General features: G+C 74.9%; 22 protein-coding genes. 11 read left to right on the forward strand and 11 right to left on the reverse strand.

The window, feature by feature from the left end:
- Positions 1–5: 5 nt before the first annotated feature.
- On the reverse strand, positions 6–1,196 hold the full coding sequence (locus tag BLU42_RS12290; protein WP_157719960.1) for an ROK family transcriptional regulator: 1,191 nt from the start codon (positions 1,194–1,196) through the stop codon (positions 6–8).
- Positions 1,197–1,293: 97 nt separating this feature from the next.
- Here BLU42_RS12290 and BLU42_RS12295 point away from each other — a divergent pair, with 97 nt between their 5' ends.
- From BLU42_RS12295 to BLU42_RS12310, 4 genes are read left to right on the forward strand one after another with little or no spacing between them, the layout of a single operon-like run.
- On the forward strand, positions 1,294–2,748 hold the full coding sequence (locus tag BLU42_RS12295; protein ID WP_091074772.1) for an APC family permease: 1,455 nt from the start codon (positions 1,294–1,296) through the stop codon (positions 2,746–2,748).
- 4 nt (positions 2,749–2,752) lie between these two features.
- Positions 2,753–3,733 carry an ROK family protein gene (locus BLU42_RS12300; RefSeq protein ID WP_091074774.1) on the forward strand — a complete coding sequence of 327 codons (981 nt, stop codon included), beginning with the start codon at positions 2,753–2,755 and terminating at the stop codon, positions 3,731–3,733.
- Entirely contained in the window at positions 3,730–6,672 is a 2,943-nt protein-coding gene (locus BLU42_RS12305) for a glycoside hydrolase family 2 protein (RefSeq protein ID WP_091074777.1), read from the forward strand. The genes BLU42_RS12300 and BLU42_RS12305 overlap by 4 nt, the downstream gene beginning before the upstream one ends.
- Positions 6,673–6,728: 56 nt before the next feature.
- Positions 6,729–8,393, forward strand: coding sequence for a beta-N-acetylhexosaminidase (locus BLU42_RS12310; protein ID WP_091074779.1), 1,665 nt, complete (start codon positions 6,729–6,731; stop codon positions 8,391–8,393).
- 54 nt (positions 8,394–8,447) lie between these two features.
- Here the strand turns inward: BLU42_RS12310 and BLU42_RS12315 are convergent, their stop codons facing one another.
- Together BLU42_RS12315 and BLU42_RS12320 are read right to left on the reverse strand one after the other, a co-directional pair.
- Positions 8,448–9,149, reverse strand: a complete 702-nt coding sequence (locus BLU42_RS12315) for a cobalamin B12-binding domain-containing protein (RefSeq protein ID WP_091074781.1) — start codon at positions 9,147–9,149, stop codon at positions 8,448–8,450.
- A gap of 117 nt (positions 9,150–9,266) precedes the next feature.
- Entirely contained in the window at positions 9,267–10,208 is a 942-nt protein-coding gene (locus tag BLU42_RS12320) for a methylenetetrahydrofolate reductase (RefSeq protein WP_091074783.1), read from the reverse strand.
- Positions 10,209–10,310: 102 nt separating this feature from the next.
- On the opposite strand from BLU42_RS12320, the gene BLU42_RS12325 reads away from it, so the two are divergent.
- Entirely contained in the window at positions 10,311–11,453 is a 1,143-nt protein-coding gene (locus BLU42_RS12325) for a polyprenyl synthetase family protein (RefSeq protein ID WP_091074785.1), read from the forward strand.
- Between the two features lie 13 nt (positions 11,454–11,466).
- On the opposite strand, the gene BLU42_RS12330 is transcribed toward BLU42_RS12325, so the two are convergent.
- Together BLU42_RS12330 and BLU42_RS12335 are read right to left on the reverse strand one after the other, a co-directional pair.
- Positions 11,467–12,141: a response regulator gene (locus tag BLU42_RS12330; RefSeq protein WP_091074787.1), complete on the reverse strand. Its 675-nt coding sequence runs from the start codon at positions 12,139–12,141 to the stop codon at positions 11,467–11,469.
- Positions 12,138–13,355: a sensor histidine kinase gene (locus BLU42_RS12335; RefSeq protein WP_157719961.1), complete on the reverse strand. Its 1,218-nt coding sequence runs from the start codon at positions 13,353–13,355 to the stop codon at positions 12,138–12,140. The genes BLU42_RS12330 and BLU42_RS12335 overlap by 4 nt, the downstream gene beginning before the upstream one ends.
- A 139-nt stretch (positions 13,356–13,494) precedes the next feature.
- Here BLU42_RS12335 and BLU42_RS12340 point away from each other — a divergent pair, with 139 nt between their 5' ends.
- Both BLU42_RS12340 and BLU42_RS12345 read left to right on the forward strand, forming a co-directional pair.
- Positions 13,495–14,118: a ClpP family protease gene (locus tag BLU42_RS12340; protein ID WP_091074791.1), complete on the forward strand. Its 624-nt coding sequence runs from the start codon at positions 13,495–13,497 to the stop codon at positions 14,116–14,118.
- Positions 14,115–14,708: a ClpP family protease gene (locus tag BLU42_RS12345; protein ID WP_091074793.1), complete on the forward strand. Its 594-nt coding sequence runs from the start codon at positions 14,115–14,117 to the stop codon at positions 14,706–14,708. The genes BLU42_RS12340 and BLU42_RS12345 overlap by 4 nt, the downstream gene beginning before the upstream one ends.
- 22 nt (positions 14,709–14,730) lie before the next feature.
- Here BLU42_RS12345 and BLU42_RS12350 read toward each other — a convergent pair whose 3' ends face one another.
- On the reverse strand, positions 14,731–15,063 hold the full coding sequence (locus BLU42_RS12350; RefSeq protein ID WP_091074795.1) for a helix-turn-helix domain-containing protein: 333 nt from the start codon (positions 15,061–15,063) through the stop codon (positions 14,731–14,733).
- A 111-nt stretch (positions 15,064–15,174) separates the two neighbouring features.
- Here BLU42_RS12350 and BLU42_RS12355 point away from each other — a divergent pair, with 111 nt between their 5' ends.
- Positions 15,175–15,954 (forward strand): isocitrate lyase/PEP mutase family protein, encoded by a 780-nt coding sequence (locus tag BLU42_RS12355; RefSeq protein WP_091074797.1) that lies wholly within the window; start codon positions 15,175–15,177, stop codon positions 15,952–15,954.
- 197 nt (positions 15,955–16,151) lie between these two features.
- On the forward strand, positions 16,152–16,574 hold the full coding sequence (locus BLU42_RS12360) for an ester cyclase (RefSeq protein ID WP_091080334.1): 423 nt from the start codon (positions 16,152–16,154) through the stop codon (positions 16,572–16,574).
- A 15-nt stretch (positions 16,575–16,589) separates the two neighbouring features.
- Here BLU42_RS12360 and BLU42_RS12365 read toward each other — a convergent pair whose 3' ends face one another.
- Positions 16,590–16,997, reverse strand: a complete 408-nt coding sequence (locus BLU42_RS12365) for a hypothetical protein (protein ID WP_091074799.1) — start codon at positions 16,995–16,997, stop codon at positions 16,590–16,592.
- Positions 16,998–17,078: 81 nt separating this feature from the next.
- Here BLU42_RS12365 and BLU42_RS12370 point away from each other — a divergent pair, with 81 nt between their 5' ends.
- Together BLU42_RS12370 and BLU42_RS12375 are read left to right on the forward strand one after the other, a co-directional pair.
- On the forward strand, positions 17,079–18,002 hold the full coding sequence (locus BLU42_RS12370; protein WP_091074801.1) for an aminoglycoside phosphotransferase family protein: 924 nt from the start codon (positions 17,079–17,081) through the stop codon (positions 18,000–18,002).
- A 10-nt stretch (positions 18,003–18,012) separates the two neighbouring features.
- Complete coding sequence (locus BLU42_RS12375) at positions 18,013–18,795, forward strand: SDR family oxidoreductase (protein WP_231918124.1); 783 nt, start codon at positions 18,013–18,015, stop codon at positions 18,793–18,795.
- 9 nt (positions 18,796–18,804) lie between these two features.
- On the opposite strand, the gene BLU42_RS21605 is transcribed toward BLU42_RS12375, so the two are convergent.
- From BLU42_RS21605 to thiE, 4 genes are all read right to left on the reverse strand, one after another.
- Complete coding sequence (locus BLU42_RS21605; RefSeq protein ID WP_091074803.1) at positions 18,805–20,031, reverse strand: cytochrome P450; 1,227 nt, start codon at positions 20,029–20,031, stop codon at positions 18,805–18,807.
- Between the two features lie 72 nt (positions 20,032–20,103).
- Positions 20,104–20,448 carry a barstar family protein gene (locus tag BLU42_RS12385; RefSeq protein ID WP_091074804.1) on the reverse strand — a complete coding sequence of 115 codons (345 nt, stop codon included), beginning with the start codon at positions 20,446–20,448 and terminating at the stop codon, positions 20,104–20,106.
- Positions 20,445–20,993 (reverse strand): ribonuclease domain-containing protein, encoded by a 549-nt coding sequence (locus BLU42_RS12390; RefSeq protein ID WP_231918125.1) that lies wholly within the window; start codon positions 20,991–20,993, stop codon positions 20,445–20,447. The genes BLU42_RS12385 and BLU42_RS12390 overlap by 4 nt, the downstream gene beginning before the upstream one ends.
- Complete coding sequence (gene thiE / locus BLU42_RS12395) at positions 20,990–21,718, reverse strand: thiamine phosphate synthase (RefSeq protein WP_091080342.1); 729 nt, start codon at positions 21,716–21,718, stop codon at positions 20,990–20,992. The genes BLU42_RS12390 and thiE overlap by 4 nt, the downstream gene beginning before the upstream one ends.
- Between the last annotated feature and the right edge of the window lie 34 nt (positions 21,719–21,752).

Genomic DNA, 21,752 nt, shown 5'->3' on the forward strand with positions numbered 1-21,752 from the left:
GAGCCTCAGGCTCCGGCCGTGGCCACCTCGAAGGCGTGGTGCCGCGCCCGGACGAGCCCGTCGGCGAGGGCGCCCTGGAGCGGGGCGTCCACGTCGAGGCGGGAGACCCGAATCTCCGGCGGGGGCAGCGGCAGCCGCGCGGTGAGGACCGCGCGGATCGGATCCAGCAGCAGGTCGCCGTTGCGGCCGACACCGCCGCCCAGGATGATCAGCGGCGGGTCGAGGACGGCCACGACGGCGGTGAGCGCGAGGGCCACCCGCTCCGCCTCCCGCGCGACGACGGCGAGGGCGGCGCCGGAGCCCTGCCGCGCCGCGTCGAACACGTCGACCGCACTCGTCGCCGCCAGGCCGGCGTCCCGGGCGGCCGAGACGACCGAGGCCGAGCCGGTCAGCTCCTCCAGCCGCGTCGGCGACGAGCCGGGCGCGGCCTCGGCCGGGAGGTAGGAGATCTCCCCCGCCGCGCCCCGCGCGCCGCGCAGCAGCCGGCCCTGGTCCACGACCCCCATCCCGAGCCCGGTGCCGACGGACACGAAGACGAAGGTGGGCGCGTCGGACCCGCTCTCCCGGAGCCGCTCGAGCTCGGCCAGCGCCGCGAGGTTGATGTCGTTCTCCACGACCAACGCGCCGGGCAGCCCCTCGCGCAGCCGGGCGAGGACGGCCGGCTCCTCCCAGCCGGGCAGGTTCGGGGCGAGGCGGATCACGTCGGCGGCCGCGTCGTAGACGCCGGGGCTGCCGAGCACCGTGTGGCTCGGGACGGACGCGTCGCTCGCCGGCCCGCCCGCCAGCTCGGCGGCCAGGCGCAGGACCTGCTCGACGATGGCCTCCGCCGAACGACCGTCGGCCTCCAGCGCGCAGGCCGCACCCACCTGCCCGGTGAGGTCGACCCGGGCCGCCCGGACCCACTGCCGCCCGACGTCGACGGCGAGCGCCCCACCGGCCTGCGCCCGGACGCGGAAGAGTCGTGGCGCCCGCCCGGTGCTCCCGGTGCGCCGCCCGACCTGCTCCACGAGGCCGAGCTCCTCGAGCTCGGCCAGCGCGATCCCCACCGTCGGCTTCGACAGGCCGGTGACCCCGGCCAGCTCGGTCGCCGAGCGGTGCCCGCCCAGGGCCAGCACCTCGAAGATCACGCGCTCGTTGGCCACGCGCACGCTGCTCGTCGAGCTCACCGGCGCACCGGGCCGAGGGGTCGCCGACACCGCGTCATCTTCTCACCCGGGCCAGGGTCTTGCGCTTTGGAAGACAGTCTTACTAACGTGTCCGGCACCAGCCACCCGAGGCGCAGGAGGCACGACGATGGCCGCTCCCACGACGGCGACGACCACCGGCACGACGGGGCAGTTCCGTCGTACCGTCGGCACGGTCGGCGCCACCGCCATCAACATGACCCAGATGTGCGGCATCGGGCCGTTCGTCACGATCCCCCTGATGGTCGCGACGATGGGCGGCCCGCAGGCGATCCTCGGCTGGGTCGTCGGCGCGCTGCTGGCGCTGACCGACGGCCTCGTCTGGGCCGAGCTCGGGGCGGCGATGCCGGGCGCGGGCGGCACCTACCTCTACCTGCGCGAGGCCTTCCAGTACCGCACGGGCCGGCTGATGCCGTTCCTCTTCGTCTGGACCGCGATGATCAGCATCCCGCTGATCATGTCGACCGGCGTGATCGGGCTGGTGCAGTACCTCGGCTTCTTCTTCCCGGACATGAGCTGGCTCGCGGTGCACGCGATCGGGGTCGGCGTCGTCGCGCTCGTCATGCTCGCGCTCTTCCGCCGCATCGAGTCGATCCGGGTGATCACCACCGCGCTGTGGGTCGTCATGCTCGTCACCGTCGTGCTCACCATCGCGGCCTGCTACTCCCACTTCAGCCCCGACCTGGCCTTCGACTTCCCCGCCGGCGCCTTCCACCTGGACGGGGGCTTCTTCACCGGCCTCGGCGCCGGGCTGCTGATCGCGGTCTACGACTACCTCGGCTACAACACGACCGCGTACATGGGCGACGAGCTGAAGGACCCGGGCCGCTCGATGCCGCGCTCGATCGTCTTCTCCATCCTCGCCATGATGGTCATCTACCTGACCCTGAACGTCGGCGTCATGGGCGCGGTGCCGTGGCGGCAGGTCGCCGAGTCCGACTCGGTCGCGAGCCTGGCGGTCACGACGAACTGGGGCCACACCGCCGCCGCCGTCGTCACGGTCCTGATCATCATCACGGCCTTCGGATCGGTCTTCGCCGGCCTGCTCGGCGGCTCCCGGGTGCCGTACAACGCCGCCCGCGACCGGGTCTTCTTCCCCGTCTTCGCCCGGCTGGCCCCCAAGGGTGGCTTCCCGTACGTGGCGCTGGCCTTCATGGGTGTCGTCACCGCCCTGGGATCGCTGCTCGACCTGTCGACCGTGATCAACATGCTCACGACGGTTGCCGTCCTCGTGCAGTCCGTCGCCCAGGTCGTGGCCCTGACCGTGCTGCGCCGGCGCCAGCCGGGGTTGCGGCGCCCGTACCGGCAGTGGCTCTACCCCGTCCCGAGCCTCATCGCCCTCGTGGGCTGGGTCTACGTCTACTTCTCCGCGACGACGCTGTCGATCCTGCTCTCGCTCGGCTGGATCGTCGTCGGCGTGGTCGCCTTCCTCGTCTGGGCCCGGGTCCGCCGGTCCTGGCCCTTCGCCCCGGTCGAGGTCCACGAGGCCTACCTCGAGGCGCAGGAGCGGGGAGCCACCACGCCCGGAGGCGACCCGGCGCAGCCCTCCGCCGTGACGGCCTGACGACGTGACCGGGCCCGGCGGAGCCGGAGGGATCCGCGAGGTCCTCCTCGGCGTCGACGTGGGCGGGACCAAGGTCGACCTCGCCCTCGCCACGCCCGACCGGGAAGTCCTCGCGCGGCGCCGGCTGCGGACCAACGCCACGGAGGGGGCCGACCAGGTGGTCGCCCGCGCGTGCGCGCTGGCCCGCGAGCTCGTCGCGGCGCACTCCGCGCAGCTGGTCGCCGCCGGGGTGGTGAGCCCCGGCGTCGTGCGACGCGACCGGGTGCTGCTCGCCCCGAACATCGAGGGCTGGGGCGCGCTGCACCTGGAGGAGGCCCTGCGCGCCGGGCTCGCCGGGGTGGTCGAGGCCGGGGTGCCCCTGGTGCTGGGCAACGACGTCAAGGCCGGGGCGCTGGCCGAGAGCCGCGAGGGCGCGCTGCGCGGCAGCCGTACCGGGCTCTACCTCAACCTCGGGACCGGGGTGGCCATGGCCGCCGTCGTCGACGGGACCGTGCTGAGCGGCGCCCACGGCGCGGGCGGCGAGGTCGCGTACGCGCAGACGGCCCCGGGGCAGACCGGGGCCGCCGAGGACCGGGCGCCCCTGGAGGAGCTCGTCGGCGGACGGTCGCTGGACACCCTCGCGAGCCGCGTCGCCGGTCGGCCGACCACGGCGGTCGAGGCCCTGCTGGGCGACGACGAGGCCCTGCGGTCGGCCCTCTCCCCGGCCCTCGATGCCCTCGACGTCGCCGTCGTGAACGCCTGCTGCCTGCTGGACCCCGACGTGGTCGCGGTCGCCGGCGGGCTCATGGGAGCGGCCTCGGTGCTGCTGCCCCGCCTGCAGCGCGCGGTCGACCGCGGCGTCCCGCTGCCCCCGCGCGTCGTCGGAGCCCGGCACCTCGTCGACGCCCCGCTCGTCGGGGCGCTCCTGCTCGCCGCCGACGCGGCCGGCGCCGCCCACGCCGTCCGTGGCTCGACCCCCCGCCTCCCGACGAAGGAGCTCGCATGACCACTCCCCGGTGGCTCGTCGCCGTCGGCACCGCCGCGGCGCTCGCCCTGGCCGCGACCTCGACGGGCGGCACGGCGGCCGCGGCCGGGCCGCCGCCACCCGCGGCCGGCGGCGCGACGGCCTCTCCTACGGTGACCGCTCCCGCGTCGACCACCGCCTCCGACGCCGCGGCCCGCGACGCCCTCACGTCGCTCGTGCGCCGCCAGGCACCCGGGGACCTCGGGACGACGACGGTCGGGACGCAGGGCTGGCGCGTGACCAGCTCCGCCGACGACCAGGCCGGCGGGTCGGAGGTGTCGTCGCCGGGCCACCCCACGCGCGGCTGGCTGCGGGTGCACCCCGACGACGCCGGCGCACCGGGGACGGAGATCGCCGCCCTGCTGCAGAACGGGGCCTGCCCGCACGTCTTCTACTCCGACACGATGCGTCGCTGCTTCGGCACCCAGGAGACCGGCAAGGAGACCGTCAAGCGCTTCGCCGTCCCGTGGTGGTACCGGACGACCTTCCCGGCGCCGAAGCACCTCGGGGCCGACGGCCACGCCGCGCTCGTCACGAACGGCGTCGTCGGCGAGGCCGACGTCTGGGTGAACGGGACCGAGGTGGCGACCCGCTCGAGCATCACCGGTGCGTACACCCAGCACCGCATCGACGTGACACGGCTGCTGCGGGCCCACGGGGACAACACCGTGGCGATCAAGGTCTACCCCAACGACCCGCTGACGTACTTCACGGTGTCGAACATCGACTGGACCCAGATCCCGCCGGACCAGAACACCGGCATTCAGATGCCCGTGCAGCTCCAGAGCTCGCCGGGCGTCGAGCTCACCGACAGCCACGTCGTGCAGCAGACCGCCGCCGACCTGGGCCGCACCCGGCTCACGGTCGCCGCGACGCTCACCAACCCGGGCGCCGCACCCCGGCAGGCCACGCTGGCCGCGGTCGTCGTCGCACCCGACGACGCGGCCGCACCGGTCTACGTGACGAAGACCGTGACCGTGGCCCCGGGCAGCACGCGGGTGACGATCACCCCCGACGACGCCCCGGCCCTGCAGGTCGAGCACCCGCGTATCTGGTGGCCGTACCGGATGGGCGCCCAGCCGCTCTACACCCTCGTCACCGCCCTGGCGTCCGACGGCGCCCTGGTCGGCAGCAGCACCAGCCACTTCGGCGTGCGCACCGTCAGCAGCGCGCTGGTCGGGGACTCGCCCCTCGCGCCCGGCGGCGTGCGGCAGTACACGGTGGACGGGCGTCCGCTCGTGCTGCGGGGCGGCGGCTTCGACCCCGATCTGTTCCTGCGCTACTCCGCGGCCGACACCGCGCAGCAGATCCGGCTGCTGAAGAGCGCCGGGCTGAACACGGTGCGCGTGGAGGGCCACTTCATGCCGCAGGACTTCTACGACCAGATGGACGCCGCCGGGATCCTCGTGGCCTCCGGCTGGTCCTGCTGCGACGCGTGGGAGCTGCCGACCGACACCCCGGTCAGCGCCCACGACCTCGGCGTGCTGAGCGACTCCGCGTACGCGGTCGCCCGGAGCCTGCGCGCGCACGCGTCGGTCTTCACCTTCCAGTGGAGCGACAACAACCCCACCCCGCCGCAGGAGGACGTGACGCTGAAGGCCTTCCGGGCGGAGGACTTCGACATCCCCGTCCTCGCCTCGGCCGAGGACAAGTCCTCTCCGCAGCTCGGCCTCGCCGGGGAGAAGGAGGGGCCCTACGACTGGGTCCCGCCGTCCTACTGGTACGACCGCGAGCACTCCCCGTACGCCGACGACACCAGCCTCACCAACGCGGGCGGCGCCTGGGCGCTCGACAGCGAGGAGAGCGCCGGCCACACGATCCCGACGCGCGACTCGATGGACCGCTTCCTGTCCCCCGCCGACCAGCGCCGGCTCTGGCGCGAGCCGAAGGCGAACCAGTACCACGCGAACGCCGAGACGGGCACGAGCGGCTACAACTTCGGCACCCTGTACAACTTCGACACCGCCCTGCAGAAGCGGTACGGGTCGTGGTCCGGGCTCGACGCCTACGTGAAGGAGGCGCAGCTCGCGAACTACGAGGACGTGCGTGCCCAGTTCGAGGCCTTCCTCCTGCACTCCACCGACGCCGCCTCGCCCTCGACCGGGACGATCTACTGGATGGCCAACAAGGGCTGGCCGACGCTGCTCTGGGCGCTCTACAACGCCGACTACGACCAGGCCGGGAGCTTCTTCGGCGCCCAGGAGGCGAACCGGTCGCTGCACGCGATGTTCGACCCGGCGACGAGCACGGTCGCGCTGGACAACCTGACCGGCGCCACGGCCCGGGGGTTGTCGGTGGAGGCCCGCGTCGTCGGCACCGACGGGACGGTCCTGGACCACGGACGCAGCGCCCGGGTCGACCTGGCCGCCCAGCAGGTGCGGGGCGGACTGCTGCACCTCGCCGTGCCGGCGACCACCGCGCCGCCGCAGCGGGCCTCGACCTACCTCGTCGAGCTCGTCCTGCGCCGGGGCACGCACGTCGTCGACCGGAACACCTACTGGCTCTCCACCCAGCGCGACGTCGTCGACTGGGCCGCCACGCTCGGCAACCCCCAGGCGACGATGACGCAGTACGGCGACCTCACAGGGCTGCACGACCTCCCCGCGGCGCGCGTCCGCGTCTCCTCCCGCACGCGGACGCACGGCGCGACGAGCACGACGACGGTGACGCTCCGCAACACCTCGACGAGCGCGACCGCCCTCTTCCTGCGCGCCGACGTCCGCCGCGGGACCGCCCGCGGGACCCGCCGGGGCGGCGACGACCAGGTGCGCACCGCGACCTGGAGCGCGAACGACCTGAGCCTCGCCCCGGGCGAGAGCCAGACCATCACGGCGACGTACGCGCGCCGTGACCTGCACGGCGACCGGCCGGTCGTCACCGTCGGCGGCTGGGACGTCGCCACCACGACGCTGCGCGGCTGACCCGCCCGGCGCCCCTCTCCATCCCGCACACCCCCACCCCGAGGCAAGGAAGCCCCATGCACCCCCGTCCGCGCACCACCGGCCTGCAGGCCGCCGCCGTCACCGCCCTCCTGGCCACGAGCCTGGCCCTCACCTCCCCCGCGGCGCAGGCCGCCGACCCGCCCGCACCGCCCTCCTCGGGCGCGGCCCCGTCCGGGCAGACTGCGGCGATGGACGTCCCCACCCCCGCCCAGCGCATCCTGCCGACGCCGAGGTCGCTCGAGACCCGCAAGGGTTCGCTGACCTTCGACGCCGCGAGCGCGGTCGACGTCGGCCGTCACCCGAGGAGGAGCACGCTCGGCGTCGCGGACTACCTGGCGGACTTCCTGCGCACCCCCACCGGCTACGACTGGCCGGTCGAACGCGGCTCGAAGGCGCCCGGACGCGTCGTGCTCCGCACCGGCGGACCGGCCAGCCTCGGCACGGAGGGCTACCGCCTCGAGGTCGGCACGAAGAGCGTCACGATCGAGGCGCGAACGAGCACCGGCCTCTTCCACGGCGTGCAGACGCTGCGCCAGCTCATGCCCGCCGCGGTCGAGGGCCACCAGCGCGCCGAGGGCACGACGTGGTCGATCCCGCGGGTCCGGGTCAGCGACTCCCCGCGCTACCCGGTGCGCGGCGCGATGCTCGACGTCGCCCGGCACTTCATGAGCGTCGAGGAGGTCAAGGCCTACATCGACGCGATGGTCCCGCTGAAGCTGAACACCTTCGAGCTCCACCTCGCCGACGACCAGGGCTGGCGGCTCGAGATCCGCAGCTGGCCGAGGCTCGCGACGTACGGCGGCGCGCTCGAGACCGGCGGCACGAAGGGCGGCTACTACACCCAGGAGCAGTACGCCGACCTCGTCGCGTACGCGAAGGCCCGCCACATCACCGTCGTCCCCGAGATCGACCTCCCCGGCCACACCAACGCGGCGCTCTCCAGCTATGCCGAGCTCAACTGCGACGGCAAGGCCCCGGCGCCCTACACCGGCACCGAGGTCGGCTTCAGCTCGCTGTGCGCCGACAAGGACGTCACCTACCGCTTCCTGTCCGACGTGCTCGGCGAGGTCGCCGCGCTGACGCCGGGGAAGTACGTGAGCATCGGCGGCGACGAGGCCCACAGCACCACCCAGGCCGACTACACGAAGATGGTCGACGCCGCCCAGAAGGTGCTGCGGCAGCACGGCAAGCGGATGTGGGGCTGGCACCAGACCGCCTCGGCCGACCCGGCGAAGAAGAGCATCGCCGCCTACTGGGGCACGACGGGGTCGAAGGACGACATCGCGCTGGCGCAGGAGGCCGCGCGGAAGGGCCAGCGCCTGGTCATGGCACCGGCCGACCACGCGTACCTCGACATGAAGTACGACCCGACCTTCACCTACGGCCAGGACTGGGCCGCCGTGGTGCCCGTCTCCGACTCCTACGCCTGGGACCCGGCGACGCTCGTGGCGGGCGTCCCGTCGTCGGCGGTCGCCGGCGTGCTCGCGCCCGTGTGGACCGAGACGCTGCCCGACATCACGACGGTCGAGCTGATGGCCTTCCCGCGCCTGGCCGGCATCGCCCAGATCGGCTGGTCACCGCGGCGGACGCACGACCTCGAGCCCTACCTGGTGCAGCTCGCGGTGCAGGGGCCCCGCTGGGAGGCGGCCGGCGTGAACTTCTACCGTTCGCCCGAGGTCGCCTGGCACCGGTTCGGCTGAGCCACCGGGCACCCCGGTCGTCCTCCACCCTCGCGGGTGGTGGACGGCCGGGCGTCAGGCGCTGGCCGCGGCCCGCTGCCGGAAGTGCTCGCGCGGCAGCACCGAGGGCTCCGGGGGCGGCGTGGTGTGGCGGCTCGTGATCACGTCCGCCGACTCCCGCAGGGTGCCGTCCAGCGGGACCCCCGGGGAGTTCTGGCGGAAGAACTGCGAGGAGAACGACGAGCCGGCGAAGTACACGGGGACGCCTGCGTCGGAGATCGCCCGCACCGAGCGGACCGCCGGGCTGGCCACGGTCGGGGTGTGCGAGCAGACGACCACGGCGCTCGGGTGGACCGAGCGGAGGGCGACGAGCAGCGACGCCACCGGCGTCTGCGCACCCAGGTTGCACACCTCGACCCCACGGCTGACGAGCAGCAGGTCGAGGCAGTCGAGCGCGAGCGTGTGGAGGTCCTCCGGGCCGGCGGCCAGCAGGATCGTGCCGCGGCGGCTGGGTGCGGGGAGGACCGACGACCGGGCCGCGACCCAGCGCGTCATCGCCGAGGAGAGCACGTGCTCGTGGGCGACGTCGAGCGTGCCGCTCGACCAGAAGGTGCCGACGACGCGCAGCGCCGGGAAGACGATCTCGTCGATCGTGGTGTCCAGACCGAGGGTGGCGTCCGCGTCGTCCAGGGCCGCGCAGACGCGGTTCTGGTTGAACGAGCGGACGGCGGTCAGGATCGTGCCCACGTACGTGGCAGGTGCGGGGTCGACGTGCACGGCTCCATGCTCCTGTAAGAGATGAGTCCTGGCGGTCGACCCCCGTCGACCTGAATGATGACGTTGTCATCCTGAAGGCACATCGCGCCTGGGTGCAAGGCGGAGCGCCGGAAATTCTTATTTGCGTTGCAGAGAAGAACGCAGCCGGGCGTAGATCTCACGCGTCGCGGGCGAGCGGTTCATGGTGATGAAGTGCAGCCCGGGGGCCCCGCCGGCGAGCAGCTCCTCCGACAGCGCCGTCGCCAGGTCGACCCCCGCGGCCCGGACGAGCGCCGGGTCGTGCTCCACCTCGTGGAGCCGGTCGGTGACGAAGGCGGGCAGCGCGGCACCCGACAGGTCGGCGAACCGCTCGATCTGGCTGATGCGGGTCACGGGCATGATCCCGGGGATGATCGGCAGGTCGCTGCCCAGCGCCCGCACGCGCGCCACGAGGTCGAAGTAGCGCTCCGCGGTGAAGAACAGCTGCGTGATGGCGAAGCTGGCGCCCGCGCGCTGCTTGGCGACCAGGAGCCGCGCGTCGAGGTCGGCGTCGCGGGTCTGCGGGTGCAGGTCGGGGAAGGCGGCCACCCCGATGCAGAAGTCGCCGAGCCCGGCGACCAGCGAGACCAGCTCGGTCGCGTTGGCGAGACCGTCGGGGTGCGCCTCCCAGGGGACCGTCGGCCCGCCCGGCATGTCGCCACGGATCGTCATGATGTGGTTGATGCCGACCGAGGCGTACGCCCCCACGACGTGGCGCAGCTCGTCGCGGCTCTGGCTCGCCGCGGTGAGGTGGGCCATCGGGCGCAGCGTCGTCTGCTCGGCGATCTGCTGCGTCGCGCTGACCGTGCGGTCGCGGGTCGAGCCGGACGCCCCGTACGTCACCGAGACGAAGTCGGGGCCCAGCGACTCGAGCTCGCGGATCGTCGTCCAGAGCTGGCGGTGCTGCTCCGCGTCCTTCGCCGGGAACAGCTCGAACGACACCAGCGGCCGCTCCCCCGCCTCGAGGAGCTGGGCGACGGTGGGACCGCGGCCCGGGCGGGAGAGGCGCGGGCGCGCGGCGACGACAGCAGGCCCGGGCACGCACCAACGATAGGTGCCCGGCCCGTGGCGGTTCCGTACTCTCTCCTGGTGGTCACACCGGCACCGCCCGTCACGACGCGGCACGTCCAGGCTCCCGGAGCGGTGCCCGCGGTCCGAGACGTCCTCGACCCGGCCGACCCCGTCTCGGCGTCGTTCCGACGCGCCGTGTCCGCCCGCGTTGCCGCCTTCGTGCAGCGCCAGGCCCCCGTCCTCGAGCCGATGGGCGTCGAGCTCGCCGCGGTCCGGACCATGGCCGCGGAGCTGCTGGACGGCGGCAAGCGGCTGCGTCCCGCGTTCGCGGCGTGGGGGTTCGTGGCCGCGGCCGGCCGGCCCGCCGAGGACGGGCTGGGGGCGCTCCTCGACGCCGCCGCGAGCTTCGACCTGCTGCACGCCAGCGCGCTCGTGCACGACGACGTCATGGACTCCTCGGACGTGCGGCGCGGCCGGCCCGCGGCCCACCGCCGCTTCGAGGCGCTGCACGACGAGGCGGGCTGGCTCGGGGACGGCCCCGGCTTCGGCCGGGCCGGCGCGATCCTGCTCGGCGACCTGCTGATCATGTGGTCGGCGCAGCTGCTGGGCGAGGCCGGCCTCGCCGACGACGCTCGCCGGCGGGCGCAGCCCCTGGTCGACCGGATGCGCACCGAGGTGACCTGCGGGCAGTACCTCGACATGCTCGTGCAGGCCCAGCCGCTCACCCGGTGGCTGCCCGAGGTCGACGGCCGCGTCGACCTGCGCGTGGCGCTCGCCGACGTCGACCGCGTCACCGAGCACAAGTCGGCCCGCTACACCGTGGTGCGGCCGCTGCAGGCCGGCGCCGCGATCGGCGGGGCGGACGACCGCCTGCTCGAGCGCCTCGCCGCGTACGGGTCGCCGCTCGGGCGGGCCTTCCAGCTCCGCGACGACCTGCTCGGCGTGTTCGGCGACCCGGCGGTCACGGGCAAGCCGGCCGGGGACGACCTGCGCGAGGGCAAGCGGACCGCGATCGTCGCCCACGCGTACGCCCGCACCGACGACGCCGGGCGCGGGCTCCTCGTCGCGCTGCTCGGCGACCCTGACCTCGGGCCCGACGGCGTCGCCCGGCTCCAGGAGCTCGTCCAGTCCTCGGGCGCCGCCGCCGAGGTCGAGGCGACCATCGAGGCCGCGTACGAGGAGTCGCTCGCCGCGCTGGAGACCGCCGAGGTCACCGACGAGGGCCGCGAGGCCCTGCGGGCGCTCGCCGACGCCGCGGTGCGCCGGGCCTTCTAGGACGAGGGTCGGCTCAGTCCGCGGCGGCGAGCCCGGCGGCGTAGGCGAGGATCACGAGCGCCACCCGGTCGCGCCGGCCGGTCTTGGCGAGGAGCCGGCCGACGTGGGTCTTCACCGTGGCCTCGGACACGAACAGGTCCTGCGCGATCTCGGGGTTGCTGCGACCTCGGGCGATGGCGCCCAGCACCTCGCGCTCGCGGTCGGTGAGCCCGGCCACGACCTTCGCGTCCTCGGCGCGGGGCCCGCGGCTCGCGGTGGCCGTCGCGTAGCGCTCGACCAGGCGCCGGGTCGTGCTGGGAGCGACGACCGTCTCGCCGAGGTGGACCGTACGGATCGCCGCGAGCAGGTCCTCCGGCGGCGCGTCCTTGAGCAGGAAGCCGGACGCCCCGGCCTGCAGCGCGGCGAAGGCGTGCTCGTCGAGGTCGAACGTGGTGAGCACGAGCACCCGCGGCGGCTCCCCCGCGGGCTGGCCGCGGGTGATCAGCCGCGTCGCCTCGACCCCGTCCATGCGCGGCATCCGGACGTCCATGAGGACCACGTCGGCCGGCGTCCTCCGGAGCTGGGCGACGGCCTCGGCGCCGTCGCGCGCCTGGCCCACGACCTCGAGGTCGGGCTGGGAGGCCACGACCAGGGCGAGGCCCGAGCGCACGAGGTCCTGGTCGTCGACGAGGAAGACCGAGATCGTCACGACGCACCGCCCGGCCGCAGCGGCAGGCAGGCCCGCACCGTGAACCCACCCGCGGGCGCCGGTCCGGCCGCAGCGCGACCACCCACCGCGGCCACGCGCTCCTGCAGCCCGGTCAGCCCGAACCCCGGCGTCCCCGACCCGGCGGCCGGACCACCGTTCCCCTCGTCGTGGACCTGCACCACCAGCTCCTCCCCCTCGACCTCGAGCACGACCTCGACGCGGTCCCCGCCGTGGCGGCGCGCGTTCGTCAGACCCTCCTGCACGACCCGGTACGCGGTGAGCCCGACCACCGGGGCCACCCGGGCGAGGTCGCCGCGACGGCGTACCGACACCGCGGCGCCGGCCGACCGGGCCTGCTCGACCAACGCGTCCAGGTCGTCGAGGCCCGGCACGGGCCCTCCGCCGCCGGCCGCGGTCCCGGCCGGCGCCGCGCGCAGCAGGCCGAGCAGCTGGCGCATCTCGCCGAGCGCGGTGCGCCCGGTCTGCGCGACCTGCGCGAGGGCCTCGCGGGAGGTCGCGGCGGACTCGGGCAGCGCGTAGCGGGCGCCCTCGGCCTGCACCACCATCACCGACAGCCCGTGGACGACGACGTCGTGCATCTCGCGCGCGATGCGCGCCCGTTCGGCCGCGGCGGCCAGCTCCGCCTGCTGCTCGCGCTCCCGCTCGGCGAGCGCCGCGCGCTCGCGGACGGCTTCCGCACCGGCGCGCGCCCGCCGCGTCTGCTCCCCGTACGCCCACGCGGCCAGCAGCAGCACCAGCGCCCCGAGGGTCGTGAGGACGTGGGTCGTGCCGGTCGCGGGTCCGAGGCGGGAGTCGAGGTAGGCCCACCACGGGGTCAGCGCGGCGAGCCCGACCAGCAGGGCCGCGAGCGCGAGGACGACCAGCCCCGTACGCCGGGTCGTCCAGCCCGTCACCGTCGCCAGCGCGACGAGCACGGCGGCGTCGTGGAACCCGACGGGCGAGCCCACCAGGACCTGGACGGCGGCGGCGAGGCCGACCAGGGCCGCGGTCGTGCGCGGCACGGTGCGGCGCAGGGCCAGGGGCAGCGCGACGAGCACGACGAAGACCCAGTCCCCGGCGTCCGCGCGCGGCGAGAGCACCTTGAGCAGGACCGCGGACGAGCCGACGGCGAGCACGGCCAGGGCCACGTCCGCGACGACGATCCGGGCGTCCGGCGTCGCGCGGGGGCGCTCGAGCTCGGTCACCAGCGGCACCTCGCGAACCCTAGCGAGCCGGTGCTCCGCCGACCGCCTCCGCGGCCCGTGCCGCGCGGCCCGCCCACGCTGCCCAGGGCAGCGCTGCTGCCGGCAGCGCGACCTGTCGTCGCCGTCCTCGCGCTCGCAGGCTGGCCGCATGAGCGACGACGACACGACCGACCCGCAGTCCGCGCTGGACCGCGGGCTCTACCAGCTGCTGCTCGAACGGCGCACCCTCGTGCTGGGCGAACCCCTCGAGCAGCGCAACAGCAACCGCCTCTGCCACGCCCTCCTGCTGCTCGCGGCCGAGGACCCGCAGGCCGACATCGCCCTGCTGATCAACTCCCCCGGCGGCTCGGTGCCGGGGATGCTGGCGATCCGCGACTGCATGCGCACGATCCCCAACGACGTCGCGACCGTGAACCTCGGCATGGCCTACAGCGCCGGGCAGTTCCTGCTGTCGTCGGGCACGCGCGGCAAGCGCTGGTGCATGCCGCACGCCAAGGTGCTGCTGCACCAGGGCTCGGCCGGGATCGGCGGCTCGGCGATGGACATCGCCATCCAGGCCGACGACCTGCGCCACACCCGCGACACGGTGCTCGGCCTCATCGCCGCCGACACCGGCCAGCCCGTCGAGCAGGTGGAGCGCGACTCGCAGCGCGACCGGTGGTTCACCGCGGAGGAGGCGCTGGCGTACGGGTTCGTCGACGCGGTCGTCGAACGCCTCGACGACGTGCTGCCCGGCCGGCGTCGCCCCGTCGGGATGGGGGTCGCGCGATGAGCAGCTACGCCATCCCGTACGTCACCCTCCAGACCACCCGCGGCGAGCGGACGGTCGACGTCTACAGCCGGCTGCTCGCCGACCGGATCGTCTACCTCGGCACGGGCATCGACGACGGCGTCGCCAACGCGGTGATCGCCCAGCTGCTGCACCTGGAGAACGAGAGCGCCGAGCTCCCGGTGTCGCTCTACGTCAACTCCCCGGGCGGCTCGATCCCGGCGACGCTGGCGATCTACGACGCCATGCAGTTCATCCGGCCGGCCGTCGAGACGACCTGCGTCGGGCAGGCGGCGGCCACCGCCGCGCTGCTGCTCGCCGGCGGGACGCCCGGGCGGCGCAGCATCCTGCCCCACGGCCGGGTGCTGATCCACGCCCCCGCCGCCGAGGGGCGCGGGACCGTGCCCGACCTCATCCTCGAGGCCGACGAGGTGGCCCGCGTCCGGGCGCAGCAGGAGGAGATCCTCGCCGCGCACACGCACCGGAGCACCGCGCAGGTGCGCGAGGACACCGAGCGCGACCTCGTCCTCGACGCGCAGGCGGCGGTCCGCTACGGCGTCGTGGACCTGGTGCTCCCCTCCCGCGAGCCCTGAGGCCCGGGGCCCGTACGCGGGTTCAGGCGGCGAGGGCGACCGGTCCGGTCGGGCGGCCGACAGAGACCGCGCGCGCGGCCAGGCGGCCCGACGAGCGCTGGGTCAGGTCGAGCACGCGCAGCCCGAGCGCGCCGGACAGCGCCGCCAGGACCTCCGAGGACGGGTCCTTCCGACCGCGCTCGATCTCGGAGAGGTACTGCGGGGAGACGCCGGCCCGGGCGGCGACGTCGGCGATGCGCTCGCCGCGCCGGCGTCGCTCCTCGCGCAGCTGGGCGCCCACGACCTCGCGCCACAGCGGTTCGGGCCGGGTGGGCTCTGGCTCGCGCCGGCGCGGGAAGGGGACCACCGTCGTCATGGTCGGACGCTAGTACGCCCCTCCCCCGCCCGTCAGCCCCGCGGGACCGGATATGCCCAGGGCGGAACCGTCCGACGGAATCAGGAGGCGCCCGACCCGGTTGCCAGGAGCATGACCGACCTCGCGACACGCGCCAAGACCCTGCTGGACCTCCACACCGCCCCGGAGGTGCTCGTCCTCGCCAACGTCTGGGACGTGGTCTCCGCGCGTACCGTCGCCGCGGTCGAGGGCGTGAAGGCCCTCGCGACCGCCAGCCACTCGATCGCCGCGACCTTCGGCTACGAGGACGGGGAGAACATCCCCCTCGAGCTGCACCTCGACATGGTCCGCCGGATCGTCTCCGACACTGGCCTGCCCGTGTCGATGGACTTCGAGGCCGGCTACGGCGACGCGGGCGCGACCGCGCGCCGCGCGATCGAGGTCGGCGTCGTGGGCGGCAACCTCGAGGACCAGATGAAGCCGCTCGACGAGGCCGTCGCCGCGGTCGAGGCCGTCCTCGCCGCCGGGCGCGACGCGGGCATCGACTTCGTGCTCAACGCCCGCACCGACGCCGTCGTCCGTGCCGGTGACACCCCGCGTCCGCAGGTCATCGACGAGGTGATCCGCCGCGGTCAGGCCTTCCTCGCCGCCGGCGCCCCCGTCGTCTTCGTCCCCGGCCTCCTCGCCCGGGACGAGATCAAGACGGTCGCCGAGGCCTTCGGCCCGCAGAAGCTGACGGTGATCAGCGTCCCCGGCGCCTCGCTCCCCACCAGCGAGCTGCAGGAGCTCGGCGTCGCCCGCGTCTCCACCGGCCCCTTCACCCAGCGCGTCGCGCTGACCGCCCTTCAGGACGCGGCCGCGACGGTCATCGGCGGCGGCACGCTCCCCGAGGGGACCCGCGCGCTGAACTGAGGGCGCGAACGCCGCGTCGTCGAACTCCGCCGCTGAACTTCTGCGCATCTGACCACCCGTGAGGTGGTCAGATGCGCAGAGTTGTTGGGCGACGGCCACGTTCGGAGCCCAGCTGGAGCGATGGGGCTCGTCGAGGCCGTCCAGCGCGTCATGGAACCGCGCCGCCGCCCCGCCCACGGAACCTGCACCGTGTGAGCATGACCGACGTGGCAGCGAACCATGACGACGTCGTCGCCCTGTACGAGCGCTACCTCGCCGCGTGCAACGCCCACCGGCTGGACCTGGTGGCCGAGCTGGTCTCCGACGAGGTCGGCGGGTCGGGCGTGGACGACGGGCTCGCGCCGTACCTGCGCCGCATCGAGGTCGTGCTCGAGGCCTTCCCCGACTACCACTGGGACCTGCAGCAACGCGTCGTCGAGGGCGACACCGTCGTCGCGCGGCTCATCGGGCGCGGGACGCACACCGGGACGTTCGACGGCATCGCCCCGACCGGGCGCAGCGTCGCGACGCAGGAGCTGGTGATCTACCGCTTCGTGCAGGGCAAGATCGTCGGCTGCTGGGGCGACCTCTTCCCCGTGGTCCGCGATGCCCTGACGACCACCGGGACCGTCACGACCTGAGCACCGCTCGGGTGCTCAACCTTTGCGGAAGGCGGTTCCCAGCCGGTCCGGGAGCTCCCTCGCCAGGACGTCGTACGCGGGGTCGACCCGCAGCCAGAGCAGCTTCGAGCGGGTGCCGTCCTGCAGGGTCAGGGCGAGGCGGTCGTTGAGGGCCCCGCGGCGGAGGCGGGCCGAGGTGATCTCGGTCAACCGGATGCAGCGGTTCGTGGGGTCGAGGTCGAGCAGCGGCCCCGCCTCGTCGGCGGACGGCAGGTCGCGGTAGCGCGGCGTCGGCCCGACGGTGTCGCGGAACCGGCGGCCCTCGGCGGTCGGCACGGGGAGGCGGACCCGCACCAGCGCCTCGGCGGTGAGGTAGAGGTCGCCGTGGTTCCAGTCCGACCAGCTCGTCGTACAGCTCCGGCTGATGAGGCGTCCGCTGATCACCGCCCCGACCCTAGGGCGACACCGGGGCGACGAGGAGCCCGGTCGGTCCTCACCCTCGCTCCCGGTCCCTAGGGTGGCCCGATGAGCGGAGGGACCAGCGCCGGGCTCGTCCGCGACCTCCTGCTCGACCAGCACCCCGACCTGGCCGGCCTGCCGCTCCGCGAGGTCGACGGCGGCTGGGGCAACCAGATGTGGCGCCTCGGTGACGACCTCGCCGTCCGCGTGCAGCGGATGGACACGACCCCGGACCACCAGCTGAACGAACGGCGCTGGCTGCCGGTCCTCGCCCCGCGCCTCCCGCTCCGGGTCCCCGTGCCCGTACGCGTCGGGGCTCCGTCCGAGCGGTTCGGGAAGCTGTGGACCGTCGTGACCTGGGTGCCCGGGACGCCCCTGGACCGCGGCTCGATCGACCGCCCGCAGCACGCCGCGCAGAGCCTCGCGGCGTTCCTGCGCGCCCTGCACGTGACCGCACCGGACGACGCCCCGACTGACACCGGCCGCGGCGCGCACCCGCGGGACCGCACCGCGGGCTTCGAGGGGCTCCTCGGCTCCGTCGACGCCGCCGTGGGCGACGCCGACGCCGCCCGTGCGGTCTGGGCCGACGCCGTCGCCGCCCCCGCCTGGGACGGCGCGCCCGTGTGGGTCCACGGCGACCTCCACCCGGCCAACGTCGTCGTCGAGGACGGGACGCTGGCGGGCGTCGTCGACTTCGGCGACCTGTTCGTCGGCGACCCGGCCCTCGACCTGGCCGCCGCCTGGGTGCTGCTGCCCGCCGGTGCGGCACGAACCTTCCTCACCGCCTACGCGCCCGACCCGGGCGCCGTCCGCCGCGCCCGCGGGCACGCCCTGCTCAAGAGCCTCTTCCTGATGCTGATGGGCCAGAACGGCGACCGCGGCCTGCCCGGCGGCAAGCCGGGCTGGGGCCCGCTCGGCCGGGCGGCGCTCGACCGCGTCCTCACCGACGACCTGACCGGCCCGCTCCACGGCGCGACAGGTCCGACCTAGGGTGCGCAGCGTGTCGTCCCCGCTGCCCCTCGACGGTCGGGTCGCCCTGGTCACGGGTGCGAGCCGTCGCAGCGCGATCGGGGCGGCGGTCGTCCGGCGGCTGGTCGCGGACGGCGCCGCGGTGGTCGTGCACGCGTGGGAACCCGCCGACGGCGATCGGGTCGACGCCGGCGGCGCCGAGCAGCTCGTCGAGGAGCTGCGGGCGGAAGGCGGGCGGCTCGTCCACGTGAGCGCCGACCTCGCCGAGCCCGACGCCCCGGCGCGGCTGGTCGCGCACGCGGTCGAGGCGTTCGGCCGGCTGGACGTCCTCGTCGCGAACCACGCGCGCAGCGCCCGGCAGTCGCTCGAGGAGCTCACGGCCGCCGAGGTGGACCTCACGTACGCGGTCAACACCCGCGCGACCCTGCTCCTGGTCCAGGCGTTCGCCCGGGAGCGCGACACCGGCCGCGGCGGTCGGGTGGTGCTGTTCACCAGCGGGCAGTACCACGGCGTCATGCCCGACGAGCTGCCCTACATCGCCTCGAAGGCGGCGCTCCGCGAGCTGACGCCGACGCTGGCCGCGCACCTCGCCGGACGCGGGATCACCGTCAACTGCGTCAACCCGGGACCCAACGACACCGGCCACCACGACGCGGCGGCCTGGGCCTGGGTCGCCGAGCGCAACCCCGGCGGTCGCGCGAGCACGCCGCAGGACGCGGCCCGGCTCGTGGGGTGGCTGGTCAGCGACGAGGCCGACTGGGTCACCGGCCAGGTGATCGCGTCGGACGGGGGCTGGTCGACGCTCGGCGCCTGACGGCAGGCGTCAGCGACGGCGGACGAGGAAGCCGCGCAGCTCGTAGCTCTCGATCAGCGCGTTCCACGCCAGCTGGGGCGGCGAGACGACCACCAGGTCCTGCGCGAGCAGCCGGGTCAGGAACACGTCGCTCTCGAGGAGGGCGATCGCGTTGCCCGGGCAGCGGTGGTTGCCGTCCCCGAAGCTCATGACCGCGTCGGGCACCCCACGCGGCAGGTCCCGGAAGACGCCGACCCGCAGGGGCTGCTCGCCGAGCACCTCGGCGTCGGCGTTGATCGCGCGGATGTCGAGGTCGACCAGCGTGCCGGGCGCGAGCTCGACGGTCTCGTCGCCGTCGCTGACCGTCACGGGAGCGGTGGTCCGGCGGTAGAGGTGACCGACCACGGGCTCGAGCCGCAGGATCTCGGCGAGCACCCCCATCCGCTCGGCCTCGCTGCCGGCCAGGTAGCGCGTACGCAGGTCGTCGTCGTCCAGCAGGTGCCACGCGGCCACGCTGATGAACTCCCGCGTGGTCGCCATGCCGGCCGCACCGAAGGTGATCGCCTCGGTGAGGACGGCCGGGGCGGAGTACCCGCGACCCACGAGGTCGCTGATCACGTCCTCCCGCGGACGGATCCGGCGGGCGAGGATCGCCGGGTAGACGTCGAGGACGTGGAACGCCAGCGGTCCGAGCGCCCGGCCGTACGAGCGCGCCCGGGCCAGCAGGCGCGGGCCCTGCTCGTCGACGGCGCCGGTCCGGAAAAGGGCCTCCAGCCGCCGGGCCAGCCCGGGCGGGGAGCTGGTCAGACCGAGCACGCGCGCGGCGACCTGGACGGCCATGTGCAGGGACAGGTCGCTGATCGCGACCGGGCGGCCGCGGTCGAGGCGGGCCACGAGCCGGTCGGCCAGCCGCTCCATCATGGCGCGGTAGCCCTCGGTGACCTTCGGGGCGAAGTGACGCGCGGTGGCGCTGCGCTGGCTGCGGTGCTCCGCACCCTCCTGGTAGAGGATCGGCCGGTGCATCGTGTCCGGCAGCTCGCCCCCGTCGGGCAGGAAGCCGGCCTGACGGACCGAGCCCTCGGCGCGCAGCACGGTCCGGGCGGCGGCGAAGGAGCGGACGACCCACCGCTCGCCGGCGGCGCCGGTCCGGCGCTCGAGCCGCGGCACCAGGGCGTCGTCCTCCCGCCCGGTCCTGCGGCCGCCGAAGAGCAGCGTGGAGCCTCCCGCGGAGGGTGAGGACGGTGTCTGGGGAGCCATCCATCGAGGCTATGCCGGACCTCCGCCGAGAGCGCGCGCCAGCGCGGCCTCCCGGTCTGTCCTCCGTCGCCCTCAATCCGCGAGCACGACGAGGAGCGGGGGCTCCTCCGCTGACCGTCCCGTGAGCAGCTCCAGCAGCGAGGCCCAGCGGTCGGGGCGCGCGGTCGCGTACGCCCACCAGGCGGCGACGACGAGCGCAGTGGGCCGCTCGAGGTCGTGGAGGGCCTCCTCGAGGGCGTCGAGGTTCCGACCGAACCACCCGGGCAGGGCCAGCGCGGAGGTCAAGCCGTCCCAGAGCGCCGCGTCGTCGCCCGCCCGGGGCACGAGCCCGACGTCCCAGCCGTCCTCGGCGAGCAGGGCCCCGACCTCCTCCGCCGGACCGAGGACCCGCCGCACCCCGCCGCGCAGCCCGCTCACCGGGCGACCCGGACGAACGAGCCGTAGTGGTCGCCGGTGTAGAAGACCTGCCGGTCGTCGTCGCCGGTGACGATTCTGCGCGGGCCGCGGTCGTCCTCGCCGGGTGTGACGACGGTGTACTCGCGGTACCAGCCGCTCGGGTGCGAGGGCAGGCGCCGCTCGCGGTTGCCGAAGGTCGCGCCGTCCTGCCGGTAGGGGAACGGCCCGCCGCGCTCGACCAGCGCGACGGTCTGCTGCGCCTCGCGCGGGAGGCTGCTCAGCGCGACGAGGCGGAGCCCGGTCTCGGGGTCCCGCGTGGCTGCCGCGGAGGGCGCCCGGGTGGTGGCGCTCCGCGAGGACGTGGCCGAGGACGAGGGCGCCGGCGACGCGCTCGTGCCCGGTTCGGCGGAACCCGGCCCGGTGCCCTCCGGACCTCCGCCCACGAGGCGGGTGAGGACGACGACCAGCACGAGCGCCAGCAGCGCGACGGCGACCACGGCGTTGCGCGGACCGCGAGTGCGCGGCGCCTCCGCCGGCGCGGCCCCGCGCGGAGCCTCCTGGCTCACAGGCCGAGCGAGGCGGAGCGGAGCGCGTACGAGGCGAGGGCCGGGTCGTCCGCCCACGCCTGCCCGAGCCGGTCGGAGAGCGCGCGGGCGGCGGCGCGGGGGTCGGAGGCCTCGGTGATCGCGCGGACGACGACGACCCGGCGCGCGCCGGCCTCGACCACCTCGTCGAGGTTGCCGAGGTGGAGCCCGCCGATCGCGAACCACGGCTCGGACGTCACGTCGCCGACGGGGGCGATCCTGGCGGCGTGGCGGACCAGGTCGAGACCGACCGGGACGTAGTCGGGCTTGGTCGGGGTGGCGTGCACCGGGCCGACGGCGAAGTAGCTGACGTCGGGATCGGCCAGTGCCTCGTCGGCCTGCTCCGGGGTGTGGGTCGAGCGCCCGACGAGGGCCCACTCGTGCAGGCGCCGGCGGGCACGGTGGGCCGAGCCGTCGGTCTGGCCGAGGTGCAGCATGTCGGCGGCGAAGGCCTGGGCGATGCGCGGCGAGTCGTTCACGCAGACGATCGGCGGCGCCCCCGTCCGCGAGGCGGTGGCGACCGAGCGGGCGACCTCGAGCGCGGCCAGCTCGGCGTCGCGGTCCATGTCCTTCTGCCGGATCTGGACGACGTCCACCCCGCCCGCGAAGGCCTCGCGCAGGAAGTCCCCGAGGTCGCCCTGCCGCTCGCGCGCGTCGGTGCAGAGGTAGAGCCGCGCCGACCGCAGCCGGGAGGCGAGGCTCGTCATCACGGTCACGTCCCGATCATCCCGCACGGCCACG

It is taken from the genome of Microlunatus sagamiharensis (genome assembly GCF_900105785.1).
Classification (GTDB): domain Bacteria; phylum Actinomycetota; class Actinomycetes; order Propionibacteriales; family Propionibacteriaceae; genus Microlunatus; species Microlunatus sagamiharensis.

Bases quoted from the DNA above. Each gene is read 5' to 3' on its own strand.
- BLU42_RS12295 (WP_091074772.1), top strand. From the start codon at position 1,294: ATGGCCGCTCCCACGACGGCGACGACCACCGGCACGACGGGGCAGTTC.
- BLU42_RS12305 (WP_091074777.1), top strand. From the start codon at position 3,730: ATGACCACTCCCCGGTGGCTCGTCGCCGTCGGCACCGCCGCGGCGCTC.
- BLU42_RS12310 (WP_091074779.1), top strand. From the start codon at position 6,729: ATGCACCCCCGTCCGCGCACCACCGGCCTGCAGGCCGCCGCCGTCACC.
- BLU42_RS12340 (WP_091074791.1), top strand. From the start codon at position 13,495: ATGAGCGACGACGACACGACCGACCCGCAGTCCGCGCTGGACCGCGGG.
- BLU42_RS12345 (WP_091074793.1), top strand. From the start codon at position 14,115: ATGAGCAGCTACGCCATCCCGTACGTCACCCTCCAGACCACCCGCGGC.
- BLU42_RS12350 (WP_091074795.1), bottom strand. From the start codon at position 15,063: ATGACGACGGTGGTCCCCTTCCCGCGCCGGCGCGAGCCAGAGCCCACC.
- BLU42_RS12355 (WP_091074797.1), top strand. From the start codon at position 15,175: ATGACCGACCTCGCGACACGCGCCAAGACCCTGCTGGACCTCCACACC.
- BLU42_RS12360 (WP_091080334.1), top strand. From the start codon at position 16,152: ATGACCGACGTGGCAGCGAACCATGACGACGTCGTCGCCCTGTACGAG.
- BLU42_RS12370 (WP_091074801.1), top strand. From the start codon at position 17,079: ATGAGCGGAGGGACCAGCGCCGGGCTCGTCCGCGACCTCCTGCTCGAC.
- BLU42_RS21605 (WP_091074803.1), bottom strand. From the start codon at position 20,031: ATGGCTCCCCAGACACCGTCCTCACCCTCCGCGGGAGGCTCCACGCTG.
- thiE (WP_091080342.1), bottom strand. From the start codon at position 21,718: ATGACGAGCCTCGCCTCCCGGCTGCGGTCGGCGCGGCTCTACCTCTGC.